This is a genomic window from Achromobacter deleyi, from assembly GCF_902859705.1.
GTDB classification, from domain to species: Bacteria; Pseudomonadota; Gammaproteobacteria; order Burkholderiales; family Burkholderiaceae_B; genus Achromobacter; species Achromobacter deleyi.
This window is the reverse complement of the sequence record NZ_CADIJO010000003.1, coordinates 275,640-291,843: the sequence shown is the minus strand read 5'-3', so window position 1 is coordinate 291,843 and position 16,204 is coordinate 275,640. Positions and strand designations below refer to the sequence as shown.

14 protein-coding genes and 1 tRNA gene are annotated in these 16,204 nt (G+C 67.7%); 4 read left to right on the top strand and 11 right to left on the bottom strand.

Going from position 1 to position 16,204, the window contains the following annotated elements; genetic code table 11:
• Positions 1-86 precede the first annotated feature (86 nt).
• Positions 87-163 (top strand) — tRNA-Pro (locus HV798_RS06345).
• 133 nt (positions 164-296) lie between these two features.
• Here HV798_RS06345 and HV798_RS06340 read toward each other — a convergent pair.
• From HV798_RS06340 to HV798_RS06325, 4 genes are all read right to left on the bottom strand, one after another.
• Positions 297-497 (bottom strand): AbrB/MazE/SpoVT family DNA-binding domain-containing protein, encoded by a 201-nt coding sequence (locus HV798_RS06340; RefSeq protein ID WP_175191599.1) that lies wholly within the window; start codon positions 495-497, stop codon positions 297-299.
• Positions 498-573: 76 nt separating this feature from the next.
• On the bottom strand, positions 574-1,056 hold the full coding sequence (locus tag HV798_RS06335) for a hypothetical protein (protein WP_175191600.1): 483 nt from the start codon (positions 1,054-1,056) through the stop codon (positions 574-576).
• Positions 1,057-1,108: 52 nt separating this feature from the next.
• Positions 1,109-4,390 carry a DUF2339 domain-containing protein gene (locus HV798_RS06330; RefSeq protein WP_175191601.1) on the bottom strand — a complete coding sequence of 1,094 codons (3,282 nt, stop codon included), beginning with the start codon at positions 4,388-4,390 and terminating at the stop codon, positions 1,109-1,111.
• A 96-nt stretch (positions 4,391-4,486) separates the two neighbouring features.
• The gene (locus HV798_RS06325; protein ID WP_175191602.1) at positions 4,487-5,488 is read right to left on the bottom strand and encodes a quinone oxidoreductase family protein; all 1,002 of its coding nucleotides are present in this window, start codon (positions 5,486-5,488) and stop codon (positions 4,487-4,489) included.
• A gap of 154 nt (positions 5,489-5,642) precedes the next feature.
• Between HV798_RS06325 and HV798_RS06320 the strand changes: the two genes are divergently transcribed.
• A complete protein-coding gene (locus HV798_RS06320) occupies positions 5,643-6,506 on the top strand; it encodes a LysR family transcriptional regulator (RefSeq protein ID WP_175191603.1) in 864 nt (287 codons plus the stop codon).
• A 58-nt stretch (positions 6,507-6,564) separates the two neighbouring features.
• Here HV798_RS06320 and HV798_RS06315 read toward each other — a convergent pair whose 3' ends face one another.
• Entirely contained in the window at positions 6,565-6,924 is a 360-nt protein-coding gene (locus HV798_RS06315) for a MerR family transcriptional regulator (RefSeq protein WP_025138407.1), read from the bottom strand.
• A 257-nt stretch (positions 6,925-7,181) separates the two neighbouring features.
• Here HV798_RS06315 and HV798_RS06310 point away from each other — a divergent pair, with 257 nt between their 5' ends.
• Positions 7,182-8,063, top strand: coding sequence for an alpha/beta fold hydrolase (locus tag HV798_RS06310; protein WP_425486126.1), 882 nt, complete (start codon positions 7,182-7,184; stop codon positions 8,061-8,063).
• 48 nt (positions 8,064-8,111) lie between these two features.
• Here HV798_RS06310 and HV798_RS06305 read toward each other — a convergent pair whose 3' ends face one another.
• The 6 genes from HV798_RS06305 to HV798_RS06280 all read right to left on the bottom strand — a co-directional run bounded on the left by HV798_RS06305 (position 8,112) and on the right by HV798_RS06280 (position 14,774).
• Positions 8,112-8,759 carry a nucleotidyltransferase family protein gene (locus HV798_RS06305; RefSeq protein ID WP_175191606.1) on the bottom strand — a complete coding sequence of 216 codons (648 nt, stop codon included), beginning with the start codon at positions 8,757-8,759 and terminating at the stop codon, positions 8,112-8,114.
• Between the two features lie 7 nt (positions 8,760-8,766).
• Positions 8,767-9,819 carry an XdhC family protein gene (locus tag HV798_RS06300; RefSeq protein WP_175191607.1) on the bottom strand — a complete coding sequence of 351 codons (1,053 nt, stop codon included), beginning with the start codon at positions 9,817-9,819 and terminating at the stop codon, positions 8,767-8,769.
• 7 nt (positions 9,820-9,826) lie between these two features.
• Entirely contained in the window at positions 9,827-12,100 is a 2,274-nt protein-coding gene (locus HV798_RS06295; protein WP_175191608.1) for a xanthine dehydrogenase family protein molybdopterin-binding subunit, read from the bottom strand.
• Positions 12,101-12,163: 63 nt separating this feature from the next.
• Positions 12,164-12,835, bottom strand: coding sequence for an isochorismatase family protein (locus tag HV798_RS06290; RefSeq protein ID WP_175191609.1), 672 nt, complete (start codon positions 12,833-12,835; stop codon positions 12,164-12,166).
• The gene (locus HV798_RS06285) at positions 12,832-13,905 is read right to left on the bottom strand and encodes a 2,5-dihydroxypyridine 5,6-dioxygenase NicX family protein (protein ID WP_175191610.1); all 1,074 of its coding nucleotides are present in this window, start codon (positions 13,903-13,905) and stop codon (positions 12,832-12,834) included. The genes HV798_RS06290 and HV798_RS06285 overlap by 4 nt, the downstream gene beginning before the upstream one ends.
• Positions 13,906-13,946: 41 nt before the next feature.
• The gene (locus tag HV798_RS06280) at positions 13,947-14,774 is read right to left on the bottom strand and encodes an alpha/beta fold hydrolase (protein ID WP_175191611.1); all 828 of its coding nucleotides are present in this window, start codon (positions 14,772-14,774) and stop codon (positions 13,947-13,949) included.
• A gap of 262 nt (positions 14,775-15,036) precedes the next feature.
• On the opposite strand from HV798_RS06280, the gene HV798_RS06275 reads away from it, so the two are divergent.
• The gene (locus tag HV798_RS06275) at positions 15,037-16,194 is read left to right on the top strand and encodes an FAD-dependent monooxygenase (RefSeq protein ID WP_175191612.1); all 1,158 of its coding nucleotides are present in this window, start codon (positions 15,037-15,039) and stop codon (positions 16,192-16,194) included.
• Positions 16,195-16,204: the final 10 nt, after the last annotated feature.

The window sequence follows — 16,204 nt, the reverse complement described above, 5'->3', positions numbered from 1 at the left end:
TGGAACCCCCAAGCCCTTTGGTGGAAAGCGAAAAATGATTTGGTTGCACTGAGCGCAACGAAGTCGAAGTAGTAAGTAGTAAGACTCGGGGCGTAGCTCAGCCTGGTAGAGTACTGCGTTCGGGACGCAGGAGTCGGAGGTTCGAATCCTCTCGCCCCGACCACTTGAAGTGGTCGAATTCTTGAAAGTGTTTCCCGACACTTTTAGCTGAAAGCCGGTATCGCGAAAGCGGGCCGGCTTTTTTGCGTCTGCGCGCTTCGCGCGTTGTTTACTTCGCACGGCTTTTGACGTTTGAGCTACTTGTTATCGGTCAGATAGTCGGCAGTGACTGCCTCGCCTTCGAACCAAGTGTCCCAGGCAGTCTTGGTGGCCGTGGGAGTACCGGACCGATTGGCTTCCGAGGTATCAAGCCGAACAAGGCCAACTGACCGGGTGGTGATTTTGGGCTGGTGCGCCGCGTGGCCCTGATCGGACTTGCAAACATACACGTTGTCCATGGTGTTCTCCTTGTGCCCGTGTGGGTGGTCAATTGTGGGCTGATCGCGCGAGGTATCCAAGGGTGGGTGAACCGCATCACCTCAGGATCACCGTATAGCGGCGCATCGGGGCTTCGAAGAAGGCGTAGCCGATTTCGTTGACCCGGGCGCGCAGCACGATTGTTTTGGTTTCCATTGCGACGTCCTGGCCGTCGTCGGCCTGGATCGTGGCTTCGATGCAGTCGCCGGGGTGGTAGCCGGAGGTTTTGACGACCAGGTTCAGGTCGACGTAGTGATCGACTTCGTCGGTGTCGACGCGGGCGTTGTAGGGGCCTTGGGTCCAGTAGATGTCGTCGACCTTGCCGCCGCTTCTGCGGGTGGTGACGGGGCAGGCGGGGGAAGCGGCAAGAATGCGGATTGGCGTCAGTGATTCGCTTGGGGCAGGAGTGGGCGGGTCGAATGGCGGTTGTCCTGCCGCGCTGGCCTGGGACGCAAAGAGCGTGCTGGCCATGAGCAGGGCGCAGCGCAACGTCAATGGCGCGCGCCGCGTGGTGGGCGATGGCGGGCAGGATGATTTCATGACGGCGCCTTCATGATGCGGACCTGACGATGCTGGCTTGATGATGCCGGCCTCATGGCGAACCGCCAGCTTCGACACCGCCCGCCGTGTCGGCACGCTTGGGCGGCAGCGGAGCGAAGTAGCCGACGACGAGCAGCAAGGCGCCTACGCCGATGAACGAGACGATGCGTGCCAGGCCGCCGCTGTTGCTCAGTTCCACGAAGACCAGCTTGGCGACGACCACCGCGATCAGTGCCGCGCCGGCCAGCCAGACGGTGCGGCGATGGCGCAGGTGGCCGCCGATCATCAGGCCCAGGGCGATCAGGGTCCAGACGAGCGACAGGCTGGCCTGCACCAGCATGGATTCGAGCAAGGCGCTCAGTTCGTAGGGTATGCCTGCCCAATGGTGGGCCGTGCGCATCACGACGGCGGTCAAGAACGCGAACAACGACACGCCGGCAATGGCGTCGAGGTTGATGGCCGGGTACACGAAAGACCCCTTGATGCCCTTGGGGTTCAGCGACAGGGCGGCCTGGCCCTGCGCGCTACGCGACCACCTGACCACGCCGAACAGGGCGAACAGCAAGCCGATATCCAGCGGGTTGAGCAGCGGTACGTAAGGCAACGGCGCGGCGTCGCCCGCGCTGGCGATATTGGCCAGCCAGAACCAGCCCAGCGTGAGCGCGGCGAGCGGCAGTGGGGCAAGCCGTCGATACTCGCGCGCATGGGTGGATACGGGCCATGGCCAGGCGCGTGGCGAGGTCATCAGTACCAGGTACAGGCTGGGCAGGATGGCCCAGCCGAGCCAGCGCCACGCGCTGCCCGGCGGGGATGCCAACACCAGGCCATACCGCAGTTCCAGCGTCAGCACGCCGATCAGCAGCCAGCAGCCCAGGACATGGGCGGCGCTGGCCGCCCATGTCGGCATGCGCGCCGCCAGCAGGCGTTGCGACAGGAAGTGCACGCTGAACACCGCGGCCCACGCGAGCCAGCCAAGGTTTGCCGCGGGGTGGCCGTGCGGCTGCCAGGTCAAGAGCAATACCAGGGCTGCTGCCGGCATGAGCGCGCAGCACAGCGCGCCCAGCGCGGGCCAGTCCAGGCGACGCGCCAGCCCGGTCCACAGCGCCACGCTCAAGGCGGCGGCGCCCAGCCATAGCGTGGCGATGAGTTCTGTGGGGGCGAAGCGCAGCACTTCGGTGGTCAGCGCCAGGGTCCACCACGCGGCGCCCCAGGCGAGCAGCGAGACGGACAGGCGGGGCAGATCCGGCAAGGCGAGTGAACGGGCTCGGTGGGCCGCGTGCAGGCGCCATGCGCCGATCATGGCGGCGAGCGCCAGGGTCATCGGCATCCAGAACAGGCCATTGATGAAGGGTTGCAGCGCGGGGTTGCCGGGGCGGCCCGGCAGATAGGGCGAGGACGCCATCGCGGCCGCGGACGCGCCACCGACGATGCCCAGCCATTGCAAGAGAAAGAGCAGGCTGCCCAGGCCCTGCACGGCCAGGGCGGTGAAGACGAACGTGCGCGACGGCAAACGCAGACCAATGAGCAAGGTGGCCAGCCCGGCCAGCGCCCAGCTGATGGTGGTGCCCTGGTACGAGAAGAACAAGGGCGCCAGCAGATACAGGAAGACCAGGCCGGCGCATGCCAGCAGCGGCAGGATCGGCTTTTCCCAGGCGTGCGTCTGCGTGGGCGGGGTGGTGCGCAGCAGGTTGAAGCTGCACAGCAGCGCCGCACCCAGCATCAGGGCGCCCAGCCACGAACCGTGGATCAGGCTGGCGCCGCCGGCATCCAGTTCGCTGATGAACGCCAGCGCCGAGCCCAGTTGCAAGAGCAAGGCGAAGGCGCGAGCGATGGGGCGGGGCTGGCGCAGGCCCAGCCAATAGACGCCGGCCCCTTCCACCGCCCAGGCGGCGGCGGTCCAGTTGGCGTCCAGCGCCAGGGGGATGGCCAGGCTGGCGAAAATCAGCCCCAGCACCAGGCAGGCCTCGCCCAGCAACGCGCCACGACCGCCGCGCAGAAAGCGGGCAAGGCTCATGTAGAGAATGCCAAGCACCAGCGCGCTGAAGGCCGTTGCGTATTCCAGATGCTGCACCAGCGCCACCTGCAGGCCAAAGCCGACCAGCGGCGGGCCGAATAGCAGCGTGCCGTCGACATAGTCGTTCTTGTGGGCGGCCCAGTGCGAGCGGGCCTGTTGGCTACCGTCAGCGGGCGCTGCGGGAAGGTCGCGCAGTTTCCGGCGGGCGAAAAGAAGGCCAATGGCCAGGTACATCACGAAGAAGAGGATCAGGAACGGTTCGGTGCTCCATAGCAGTGCCGGGGTGTAGGACCGCAGGCCCCAGGTCAGGCCGATGCTGAAGGTGCCGGCAAAGCCGATCACGTTCAGCGTGCGCCAGGCCTTGAACCAGGCGATGGCCAGGATGCCCGCGTTCAGGATGGCGAAGTAGCTGAACAGGGCGATGTGGCTGCCATCGCCGCTTGAGGTCAGGATGGGGGCGGCAAAGCCCCCCAGGGCGGCGGCGCAGGCCAGGGGCAGGGAGTCTTGCCGGACCGCCAGGAGCGCCGAGAACACCGTCACCGCCACCAGCAGGCCGAAGGCCGTTGCCGGGCCGAGCAGGGGATGCAGGCGCATGGCCGCGAAGACGGTCAGGTACAGCACGGCGATGCCGGTGCCCTGCAGCATCAAGGCGTACTGCCGGTTGCGGGGGCGCAGCCAGCCGCCCAGGCCCAGCAGCACCAGGGCGGCTGCCGCGACGCCGGCATAGCGCAGTTCGATCGGCACCACCATGCCTTCGGTGGCGTAGCGCAGCAGGAAGGCCAGGCCGAAGAACAGCAGTACGGCGCCCACGCGCAGCACGGAATTGCCGCCCAGCAGCCAGTCGCGTGCATGGGCGTAGGCTTTTTCCGCCAGGCTGGGGCGCCGCGGTTCGTTGACGGGCGGGCGTGCGGGGATCGGTTCGAGGGGCAGCGCTGGCGGCGCTTGCGTCAGGGGGGCGGCCGTCAGCGGTTCGGCGGGTGCGGATTGAACGTCGGCCGGGGGCGCCGTAAACCGGTGCGAGGTGTGCTCGTCGCGCGGCGCCGTTCTCGGCTCAGGCGCGGCAACCGGGGCCGATTCAAGATCTGGCACGGGGACGACGCTGCGGTCATCCAGTTGGGCCAGGCGCTGCTGGACGGCTTCCATGGCCGCGAGGGTCTGCTTCTGCGCGATGTCCTGCCGTGCCAGCTGCGCTTTCAACTGCCGAAGCGCCAAGGCCTGGCCGATGATCAAGCCGAATAGTCCGCCGGCGATGATTGCCTCGTTGGACCCGTCCAGTTCCAGGCCGAGGCCCATCCCCGCCAGCATCAGTATGAATTGCACGATCGGTGTCCCCGAAGCGCCCGTTTGTGGCCTTCGAGAGAGCATATAGAAATTGATCGCTTTTATGTGTCACTAATTCTTTTGGGCCGGGCCGCTTCACGCTCCGCCATCGATCCGCATGACCGACTTGCCGATCTGCTGGCGCGCCTCGATGCGGGCATGCACCTGCCACACCTCGTCCATGGCGTAGCGGCCTTCGATGTCGATACGCAGCGAGCCTTCGAGGATGGCACCGAAAACGGCGTCGGCGCGGCGCTGCACGGTGGCGCCGTCCTGCAGGTGGTCGGCCAGGCGCGGGCGGGTCAGGAACAGCGAGCCGGCTTCGCCGAGTTCGATGGGGTCCAGGTCGGTGACCGAGCCGGACACGTTGCCGTAGTTGATGACCAGGCCGCGGGTGCGGCAGGCCCGCAAGCTGTGGCGCAAGGTGGCCTTGCCCACCGAGTCGAACACGACGTCGACGCCCTGGCCGCCGGTGGCCTCGCGGATGCGGTCGGCAAAGCCGCCGTCGTCATAGGGCAAGGCGTGGTCGGCGCCGCGTTGCAGGGCGATGGCGCATTTTTGTGCGGTGCTGCCTGTGACGAAGACCGTGGCGCCGCGGCGTTTGGCCATCTGCACCAGCAGTTGGCCGATGCTGCCCGAGGCGGCGTGGATGAGGCAGCTGCAGCCGGGTTGCAGCCGGGCGATGTCTTCGACCAGGTAGTGGGCGGTGGCACCCTGGAAGATCGCCGCCGCGGCCAGGTCGAAGGGGATGGCATCGGGAATCCTGGCGACTTTGGACACCGGCACGCTGGCGTATTCCGCGTAGCTGCCCCAGGCGATGCACCAGGCTACGCGGTCGCCCGGAGCCAGGTGGGTGACGTCCTCAGCCACTTCGACGACCTCGCCTGCGCCTTCCATGCCCAGGATGCAGGGCAGGCGCACGGGGTAGGTGACGGACGTGGCGTATTTGCCCTGGCGGGTGTGCACATCCATGAAGTTGATGCCGGCGCAGGCGACCTTGACCAGGACGTGGCCGGGGGCGGCGACGGGCTTGGGCAGGTCGGTGCGCAGTTGCACGACATCGGGGCCGCCGTAGCTTTCTATGAGGATGGCTTTCATGGATGGGAAGATCCTGATGAGGCAGGCCGGTTCAGGTTGGGAAGCACCGGCGATGAGAAATCTGGGAAAGAATCCGGACTGACCGCATGGTAAAAGCAGCGAAAAGGTTAGAAAATTCCCCAATTGTTCGCCTGATCTGTGCAGGAATAACCCGATGTTCGATTGGCAAGACCTGTATTGCTTCACGGTGCTGGCGCGCACCGGTTCGCTGTCGGCGGCGGCCCGCGAATTGCAGGTCGAACATGCGACGGTGGGGCGGCGCATCGATGCGCTGGAAAAGTCGCTGGGCCTGCGCCTGGTAGATCGCCTGCCCCGCAGCCGGCCATTGACCGAGGACGGTCTGGCGTTGGCCCGGTTGGCCAGCGGCATGCAGGACATCGGCAATGGCATCGCGCAGTTGGCGCGCGTGGCCTCTATCGAGGTGGCCGGCACGGTCAAGGTGAGTGCGCCGCCGTCGCTGGCCAGCCACTGCCTCGCGCCGCGCATGGCCGCGCTGCGCGAGCAGTATCCGAAGCTCAATGTCGTGCTGCTGCCGTCGCTGTCACTGGTGGCGCTGGATCGGGGCGAGGCCGATATCGCCCTGCGCACGGTGCGGCCGGAAGAAGACGCGTTGATGCGCCGGCGCATCGGCGTGGTGCGCTTCGGCCTGTACGCCAGTGCGGCCATGAGCGAGCTGCCGCCCGAGCAGTGGCGCTTCATTGCCTACGACGACAGCGCCGATCATCTGCCGCAGCAGGCCTGGCTGCATCAGGTCCGGCGGCACCGGCCAGTGGTGTTCTCGGCCAGCGACCTGACGGCGCAGCAGATGGCGGCCCGGGCCGGCGTGGGGGCGGTGGTATTGCCGACGATCGTGGGCGATGAAGATGCCGCTTTGCGGCGCTTGCCGGTCGATAGCGCGGCGCCGGTGCGCGACATCTGGCTGACGGTGTATCCCGACCTGCGCCGGTCGCCGTCGGTCAAGGCGGTGATGGATTTCCTGGTGGCTTGCGTGCAAGCGGAACCGCGTTTGCAGGCGTGAACGACCGCAAGGGTTCGTGACCCTCTGAGGCACTGCCCGGACCCGGCAGCGGATGACGTTACTTTGGCGCCGTCGACGCGCCTTGCGCCAACATTTGCCGCAGCCGCGCACGGCGGCGTTCAAGTTCGGCGATCTGCTTTTCCACCGACGCCAGGCGTTGGCGTTGGGTCTCTGACGTTTGTGAGCAGGCCGCCGCCCCTTCGATCATGCGCATGCAGTCGGGAAAGCTCTGGATCTCGGCCAGGCTGAAACCGGTGGCGATCAGGCGCTGGATCTGGCGCACCTGCGTCACTGCCACGGCTGAAAAGGTGCGATAGCCATTGTCGGCGCGGGCCGACGCCAGCAGGCCGTGGTCGTCGTAGTGGCGGATCGAGCGCAGGCTGGCGCCGGTCGCTCGGGCAAGGGCCCCGATCGACATAAGGGGGGCCGCGCTGTCTGGCTGGGCGGCGGAGGGCTTGGGCTTCATGGCTGGCGGGGCGGACGGCGTCCGGCGGGGAAATACACGGCTTGACTCTAACACCGGTGTGAGGGTTGAGACTGGAATCCCCTTATGGAATCCAGGAGTCAGCCTTGATGCTGCATCACTCGCTTTTTCATCGCTTGCGCCCGACGCTGGCGGCGTTTGTCTTGACGGTTGGCGTCGGGGTGGCCCCGGCCATAGGACAGGCCGCAATGATGCCGGCCGCGCCGACGCAGGCCACCGCCATGCCTGTCGCCGCGACATCGCCTGCCCTGAGCAGGCAATACACGGTGACGGCACCCGACGGCGTCACGCTGGCCGTGCAGGAATCCGGCAACCCCGAAGGCCCGCCCGTCGTGTTCGTACACGGCTTGCTGGGCAGCCGCCTCAGCTGGGACGCCCAGGTGGCCAGCCCGCAGCTGCAACGCTACCGCTTGATCACCTATGACCTGCGTGGCCATGGCTTGTCCGGCAAGCCGGTGGCGGCAACGGCCTATACCGATGGCCGCCGCTGGGCGGACGACCTGGCGGCGGTGCTGGCCGCGTCAGGGGCGCGCAACCCCGTGCTGGTGGGCTGGTCGCTGGGCGCGGCTGTCGTGACGAACTACCTGGCGGCCTATGGTGATGGCCACATCGCCGGCGCCGTGTATGTCGGGGGCGTGATCGAACTGGACCCGGCGCAGATCGCGCCCCATCCCGACGTGTATCGCGACCTGGTGTCGCCAGACCTGAAGACGCACCTGGATGCCGAGCGGGCTTTTGTGGCGTTGTGCTTCCATACGCAGCCCGATCCGGTCACGTTCCAGCGCCTGCTCGCCAACGCGGCCTTGGCATCGCCCGAGATGGTGGCCGCAGTGCCGTCGATGTCGATCGCGGCCCAGGCCGGCGTGGGCGGCATGCGCAAGCCGCTGCTGCTGATCTATGGCGCGCGCGATGCGCTGGTGCAGGCGTTGCCGTCGATCGAGCGTGCCAGAGGCTTGAATCCAGGCCTTCGCAGCACGGTCTATGACAAGGCGGGCCACGCGCCGTTCCTGGAGGAAGCGCAACGCTTCAACAGCGATCTGGCTGCGTTCGTCGATGCGGCGGTCTCGCACTAAGGCGGGCAAGGCCGGCTTGCGGCGGGTGTGCCCGGGCGATGGGGCGATCTATGCCTGTATCGACGCCGGCCACGCCACCGTCAACGGGTGCAGCGTGTGACGCAGTGCGTCGACGTCCTCGGGCGTATCCAGGTCCGTCACATACGCGCGTTGGTCGCTTGGGAAAGGCGCCACCCGGTCGCGCTGTTGCTGCATCCAGTCGCGTATCCCCAGCTCGGGCGGCAAGCCGTTGGCGGTTGCGGCACTGTGCGCCGAGAGGATGACCGGGTGGCCACGCACGCCTTCGACGACGGGCTGCAGGATATCGATGCCGGGCGGCCTGGCGTGCCAATGGCGTACCAAGGCCTGCACGGCATGGCTGTCCAGCAGCGGCAAGTCGCCCACCAGCAGCATCAGGTCATGGTCAGGGCGGGCCTGGGCGTGCGCCGCCAGGGCCAGCCGTTGCGAGTCGATGAGGCTGCTGTTGCGCTCTGGATGCGCCAACGGATGGATGGCGCCTCTTGCGGCCAGGGGCAACAAGATGTCGGCATACGGGCCGATGACGACGCTGACGGACGCAATGCCGTTGGCGCGCAACGCCGCCGCCAAGCGTTCGAGCAGGCTGGCGCCGTCGACAAGCAGCGCCGTCTTGGGCCGGCCACCCAGGCGGGAACCCTGGCCTGCGGCCAGGATGGTGGCGGCGATGGGCGGCGTCATGGCGTGCCTACAGGCCGCAGACGCTGTCTTGCGTCAGGGTGTCGGCGTGACCTGCATGGTGCACACGTGCCTTGCCGTCCGCTACGTTTTCCAGGCCGGAACGCTCGGCGCCATTCTTCGCGGCCACCACTTCGGCCATGATGGACAGGGCAATTTCGGCGGGGGTCTTGCTGCCGATATAAATGCCGGCCGGGCCGCGCAATCGGGCGAGGTCGGCATCCGTCATGCCGAAGTGTTCGCGCAGGCGCTCGCGGCGATGCTGGCTGTTTCTGCGCGAGCCGATGGCGCCGATATAGAACGCGTCGGACTGCACGGCGTCGATCAGCGCCAGGTCGTCGAGCTTGGGGTCGTGCGTCAGCGCGACCACGGCGGTGCGCCGGTCGGGTTGCAGCCGCAGGATCAGGTCGTCGGGCATCTCGCGGGTGTAGGCAATGCCTTCGGGCCGCCAGGTGTCGTCGTGCGCGTCGCGGGGATCGCAGACGATGATCTCGAAACCCAGCGTCAGGGCAATCTGGCACAGGAAGCGGGACGTGTCGCCCGCGCCGATCACGATGAGGCGGGCGGTGGGGCCGAAGTGGGACACCAGCGCGGACCGGGTCAGTTGCGGCATGCCGTCGGGCGGACCGTCCTGCAGCATGGCGTGGCCGGTTTCCAGGTCCAGGTGGCGTTCCAGGCAGCGCCGTTGGCGGCAGCCTTCAAGCAGCGCGGGCAACTGGCTTTGCGGCCCGACGCATTCGAGCACCAGTTCTATCGTGCCGCCGCAGGGCAGGCCGAAGCGATGCGCGTCGTCGGCCTGCACGCCGTAGCGCACGACTTCGGTGGGCGCACCGCCGGGGCAGGCCTGCAAGCGGCCTTCGCGGATGCGGTCCAGCAGATCGTCTTCGATGCAGCCGCCGGACACCGAGCCGGCTACCTGGCCCTGCCCGTTGATCGCCATGATGGAGCCGGGCGGGCGGGGCGACGAGCCCCACGTTCGCGCCACGGTGACCAGCCAGACGGGCAGGCCGGCGTTGTGCCAGGCAACGGCTTTTTCGAGAACCAGCAGGTTGATGTCGATCATCGTCGTCTCACGCGTTGAGCACGGCGCGCACGGCGTCGGGCGTGAAGGGGGCGGCATAGAAGCGCCGGCCGGTGGCATCGAACAAGGCGTTGGCGATGGCGGCTGGCCCTGGCACCGACGCGGATTCGCCCGCGCCCATCGGCGGTTCGTCCTGGCGGGGCATCAGCAGCACGTCGATGGGCGGCAGGTCCTTGAAGCCGATGATGGGGTAGCCGCCCCATTCGCGGCTGGCCACGCCGGCCTCGTTGAAGTCCACCTTCTCAAGCAGGCAGCGGCTGAGCGTCTGGTTGATGTTGCCGTGGATCTGGTGGCGCACGCCGTCGGGGTTGACCACCATGCCGGTGTCCTGGCCGACCACGATACGGTCGATGCGGATGCGGCCGCTGTCGGGGTGCACGCGCAGGTCGATGACCCAGGCGGCCCAGGCGGCGCCGAAGCCGGGGAATTTGCTGTGCACATAGCGGGCGTAGGCCACGCCGCGGCCGTGCAGCAGGCCATCGGCGCCCGGCTGGCCGCGGCTGCCGGGCGTTTGGCGGCGCCAGCCGGCGCGGGCAGCGGTGGCCTCGATGAGGTCGACGGCGCGGCGGTCGTCCAGATGGCGGGTGCGGTAGTCGACGGGGTCTTCGCCGGCCGTGTGGGCCAGTTCGTCGATCATGCAGTCGTGCGCGAACGAGTTGGGCAGTGCCGACACGCCGCGCAGCCAGGATGCGCGCATGATCGGCGCCATGTCGTGGCAGACGATGCGCCGATGCGCGTAGCGGTAGGGCGGCGCGGCGGTGCGGTCGCCCATTTCCAGGGTGCGCGGCTCGCCGGACACGCCGCCCGTCAGCAACAGGGCGAGCAGGGGCGCGTCGTTGGACGGGTAGCGCACGCCGAAGTCATAGGCCAGCAGGTTGCCGTCGGCATCGATGGCGGCGGCCACGTCCATGAGCTGGCCCGTGCCCTTGGGTTCCCACTGGTGTTCCTGCTCGCGGGTCAGTTGCACGCGCACCGGCGTGCCCGTTGCGATGGCCAGCAGGGCGGCGTCCGCGCAGACATCGTCGGCGCAGTTGCGGCCATAGCAGCCGGCGGCTTCCAGGCGGACGATGTCGATGTTGCCTTCGCCCAGTTTCACCAGGCGGTCCAGGTCGGTGCGCAGCATGTGCGGGTTCTGGGTGCCGGCCCAGACCGTCAGCCGGCCATCGCGGCAGTCGGCCACGGCGCACGACGGGCCGATGGACGCATGCATCTGGTACGGCCAGACATAGTGGCGTTCAAGGCGGTGCGCCGCGGCGGTACAGGCGTCGTCCAGGCCCGGGTCGTCGATCAGCACGCGGGCGCGGGCCGGGTTGGCGCGGATGGCCCGGGCCAGGTCGCTCAGGTCGGGCGCGGGCGGTACGGGGTGCCAGCGCACCTTCAGCGCCCGCATCGCGGCGATGGCCTGTTCTTCGCGATCGGCCACCACGCCGATGAAATCGCCTTGCACCACCACCTGGACATGGCCGGGCAGGTGGGCGACCGATGCGCGATCCACGTCGATCAGGCAGCGGCCGATGAAGTCGCCCGCGTCGCGGCCGGGATGCGGCGGGCGGATGACGCGGCCGTGGCGCATGCCCGGCACGCGCACGTCGTGCACGAAACTGAGTTCGCCGGTGGCCTTGGCGGGGATGTCCACGCGGGCGGCGCCCTGGCCGACGATACGGTATTCGGCGGCGGGCTTGAGCTTGACGGGCTGGTCGGGCGCGGCCAGTTCCAGCCGCACGTGCTGGCCCCGCAGCAACTCGCCGTAGTGCAGCGTGCGCGTGTCGTCGCCTTGCGCGAAGCGCACCACGCCGTCGCGCGCACACAGCGCATCGGCGCTGACGCCCCAGCGCCCGGCCGCCAGCGTCAGCAGGTGTTCACGCGCCTGGGCCGCGGCGCGGCGCAGCGGCACGGCGGATATCTGGATGCTGGCGCTGGCGATGGTCGGTCCCTGGTTGGGGACGGCGCTGGTGTGCCCCAGCACCATGTCCAGCTGCGGCAGCGGCACCTCGAGTTCTTCCGCCACTATCTGGGCCAGCGAAGTACGAATGCCCGTGCCCAGGTCCACATGCCCATTGAAGGCGGCGGCGCGCCAGCCCGGCTGGGCGTCCTGGGCGATCACGGCTACGAAGATCTCGGGCGTGTCCTGGACGTAATCGGAGGCCGTCCCCGGTTGTCCGGGGGCGGGCTTGGGCGGGGCCGACGGCTTGCGCACCACCAGCAAGGCATCGGGATGCTCGAGCAGGGCGGCGTGCAGCGCGTGGGGCTGGGGCAGGTTCATGAAGCGGCGACGTTCCGGGCCAGGGGCTGATTATGCCGACAATTGCGGGCGCCAGAATCGGGGTCAACCCGCCACGGCGCGTGTGTCGGCCAGCGCCTGGGCCAGCGGCATGACCGCGGCGTATTTCTGCGCCATGTCGAACAGGTTGCTTTCGTGCGGGCCCAGGGCGCGGTCGCCGCAGCAGTCGGACACGACCAGCGGCCGGAAGCCTGACTGCATGGCGTCGACCACGCTGGCACGCACGCAGCCGCTGGTGACGCAGCCGGCCACCAGCAGCGTCTGCACGCCGCGCTGCGCCAGCCACGGCGCCAGCATGGTGCCGAAGAAGGCGGAAGGCGTGCTCTTGCGCACCACGTACTCGCCAGCGGCGGGCGTCAGCTCGGGCACGATGGCGCTGTGCGGGCTGTCTTCTTTCAGGGTGAGCATGCCCGGCACTTTCAGGCAGAAGATGTTGCTGTCAGCGTCGTCGTCCGAGAACACGATGCGGCTGTGCGCCACCGGCCAGCCTTGTTCGCGCGCATGAGCCAGCAGGTGGCGGGTCTGGGCAATCGCCGGGGGGATGTTGCCGCCGCCGAACACGGCTGGGTCGGCGAAACCGTTGACGAAGTCGATGATCAGCAGGCCGAAGGGCGCTTTCAACGGCAGCGGCGTGCCGAAGCCTTGGCGGGCATAGGCCGAGATATCACCGGCAACGCCGTCGGCGGGAATGGTCTGGGTCGAGGAAGTGGATGTCATAGGGTTTCCTTGCGGCGGGCGGCGCGCGAGAGGCCAGCTTCGTCCTGCACCACGCCGTCGATGACGACGGCGCGGCCATCGAGCGCAACGCTGCAATGGCGCATCGGGATGTCGATATGGCATGCGGTGGTGCGGTGGCCGCCGGCCTCGTTGTTGGGCCCCATCGACCACAGGAAGTTGCCTTCGAAGGCGCGCGCATCCATGCCGATGTGGGTTTCCTTGTTGTAGTGGGCCAGCATCGACCAGTGCGCGCGGGGTTGCAGGCCCCAGCCGATGTGCGAGACCGCGTAGGCTTCGGGGTCCTCGTAGCACGCCATGTATTCCTTGAGCAGGTCGGCCTGCAGGCCGCCTTCGATGCGGACCACGTAGCCGTTCTCGATGCTGAGCGTGATGGGGTCGGTGACGTAGTCCTTCATGGGCAGCAGGATGTCGCCGCGGTCGAGCACGACGCGGCCCTGGCTTGCGCCTTCGTCGGGCCAGGTCAGCACGAAGCCGCTGGGCCAGTGGTCCCAGCGGCCGGGCTGGTCGACAAAGCCGTATTCGCTGATCGCTGGAAAATCGCCCAGGCGGCACACCAGGTCGGTGCCGGCGCGGGACGTGATGCGCATCTGGCTGGCCGCTTCGATTTCCTTGGCGGCGGCCTGCACGCGGGCCCGGTCGGCCTCGGTGGGCACCAGCCGGCACAGCACTTCCGGCGGCTCGATGGCCAGCAGGATCTTGGTGCCCGTCTGCAGGATTTCATGCTGTTCGGGCGAGAACAGCAGCGTCATCAGGTCCAGCACCAGGTCGCTGGCCTTGAGCGCGGCGATGGCGGCCGGGTTGCCGGTCAGCGGCGTGGTGCCCAGGTAGGCCAGCGAGTCGCGGCTGAGCGATTTCTCGGCATTGACGGGCGGCAGGTCCAGCCGGTTGACGCGCGCCTGCATGTCGCTGGCGGCGGCGATGGCGCAGCGCAGGGTCTGCGGGTGCGTGTCCGCGCCGGTCAGCACGGTGACGATCTGGCCGGGTTCGAGCCGGGAAAGGGACAGCACCTGCTTCCAGGCGTGGATCAGGTCGGTATCGCTCACGGACATGGCGTGCTCCTAGGGTCGCGAAAGAATGGGGCGGTGCGGCCTCAGGCCACCTTGGCGCCCAGGAAGTCGCCCAGGGCGGCATGGAAACCGGCTTCGTTGTCCCAGGGAATCATGTGGCCGGCATCGGGCACCCGGACGTGCTGGGTCTGCGGCGCCAGGGTCTGCCATTCGGCCACGTCGTCATCGCCGACCACGCCGCCGCGCTCGGCGGTCATGAGCAGCAGCGGCACCGTGACGGCGGGCAGGTTGGCGTGGATGTCGTCGCGGCCGAAGTCTTCGAAGCTCTGGACGATGGCCGGTTCGAAGCAGGTGTGCAGCCACTGGGCCCGCAGGGCGCGCTGTTCGTCGGTCCAGGTGGGGCAGAACGCGCGCATGTCTTCCGCGCTCATGCCGTGCGTGGCCTGGCGGATGGAATCCACGTACCAGGCCAGGTTGGCGGGGTAGGCGCGGCGGCCCGGGCCGGACACCGGCGGGTCGACGATGACCTGGCGCGTCAGCCCCTGCGGCGCCCGGCTGGCGGCGCGCACGGCGATGCGCCCGCCCATGGAGTGGCCGACCAGCGCGTAGCGCGTCAGGCCCAGGGCCTGCGCCAGCGCGATGACGTCGGCGGCTTGCGCATCCAGGCCGTAGTCCAGGTCGGGGCCGGATGAGGTCAGGCCGCGGCCGCGCACGTCCAGCACGTAGGTGTCGAACTGGCGGCCCAGGCGTTCGGCGACGAAGCCCCAGGTGGCGGCGGGGCTGGTGATGCCGGGAATGACGATGACCGCGTCGCGGCCCGCGCGTTCGCCGCCGTAGCGCAGATAGTGCTGGCGGATGCCGTTGGCGTGGACGTGGGCGCCGTAGAGATAGGTGCTGGTGGGCGGATTCATGGATGGCCTCGTTAAGCGGGCTGGGATGTTGAGCAGGCTAGGGTTTTCGATTAATTGAAAAACAGCGTATACGCTCTATTCTTGCAGGCATCGAATCGAATCGCCAACATGAGTTTCATCATGGTTTTCACCTAATTTGCCCTTTATTGGTGCAAGTTTGGAAGGGTAAACACTATGTGGGCACGATTAACCTGGTTCTCTGCCTGACCCGAAAATTAAAGCGTGTACGGGCTAATTTTCAAAACGCTACAAGGAGATATCCGTGTCCAAATCCCCTCGAATCGCCGTTGTCGGCGCCGGCCTTGGCGGCGCGGCCACCGCTGCGCTGCTGCTCAAGGAAGGCCTGAACGTGCGCGTCTATGAGCAGGCGCCGGGCTTTTCGCGTCTGGGGGCCGGCATCCACGTGGGCCCCAACGTCATGAAGATCCTGCGCCGCATCGGCGTCGAAGACGCACTGAACGAGCAGGGTTCGCATCCGGATTACTGGTACAGCCGTCATTGGGAAACGGGCGATGTGCTGGCGCAGATTCCCCTGGGCGACTACGCGGTCAAGCACTATGGCGCGTCGTACCTCACGGTGCATCGCGGCGACTTCCATGCCCTGTTGATCGATGCGCTGCCGTCCAGCGTGATGGCCTATGGCAAGCAGCTGACTCGGGTCGAGGACCGCGGGAACGTCGTCGTGATGCATTTCACCGATGGCACCTCGGAAGAGGCCGACATCGTGATCGGCGCCGATGGCGTGAATTCGTGCATTCGCGAGGAACTGCTGGGCCCTGAATTGCCCAAGTACGCCGGCTACCTGGCGCATCGCGCGGTGTTCCCCACCCCCCAGGTCAAGGCCGGCATGATGCCGTTCGACGACTGCGTGAAGTGGTGGAGCGACGATCGCCACATGATGGTCTACTTCGTCACCAGCAAGCGCGACGAGCTCTATTACGTGACGGGCGTGCCGGTCGAGCATTGGGACCTGAACGACCGCTGGCTGGCCAGCAGCCAGGAAGAAATGCGCGAGGCCTTCCAGGGCTGGCATCCTACGGTGCAGGCGCTGATCGACTCCACCGTGGAGGTGACCAAGTGGTCGCTGCTGGAACGCGACCCGCTGCCTCTCTGGAGCCGCGGCCGCCTGGTGCTGCTGGGCGATGCCTGCCACCCGATGAAGCCGCACATGGCGCAAGGCGCGGCCATGGCCATCGAAGATGGCGCCATGCTGGTGCGCTGCTTCAAGGAAGTGGGCGTGCACAACCACGAACTGGCCTTCGCGCTGTACGAGGCGAACCGCGCCGAGCGCGCCAGCAAGGTGCAGCGCATCTCGCACGACAATACGTGGCTGCGCACCAACGAGGACCCGTCGTGGTGCTTTGGCTACGACGTGTTCTCGGTGCCGCTGGTTGACCCGGCGGCCAAGGCCGTGGCCTGATATTTTTACG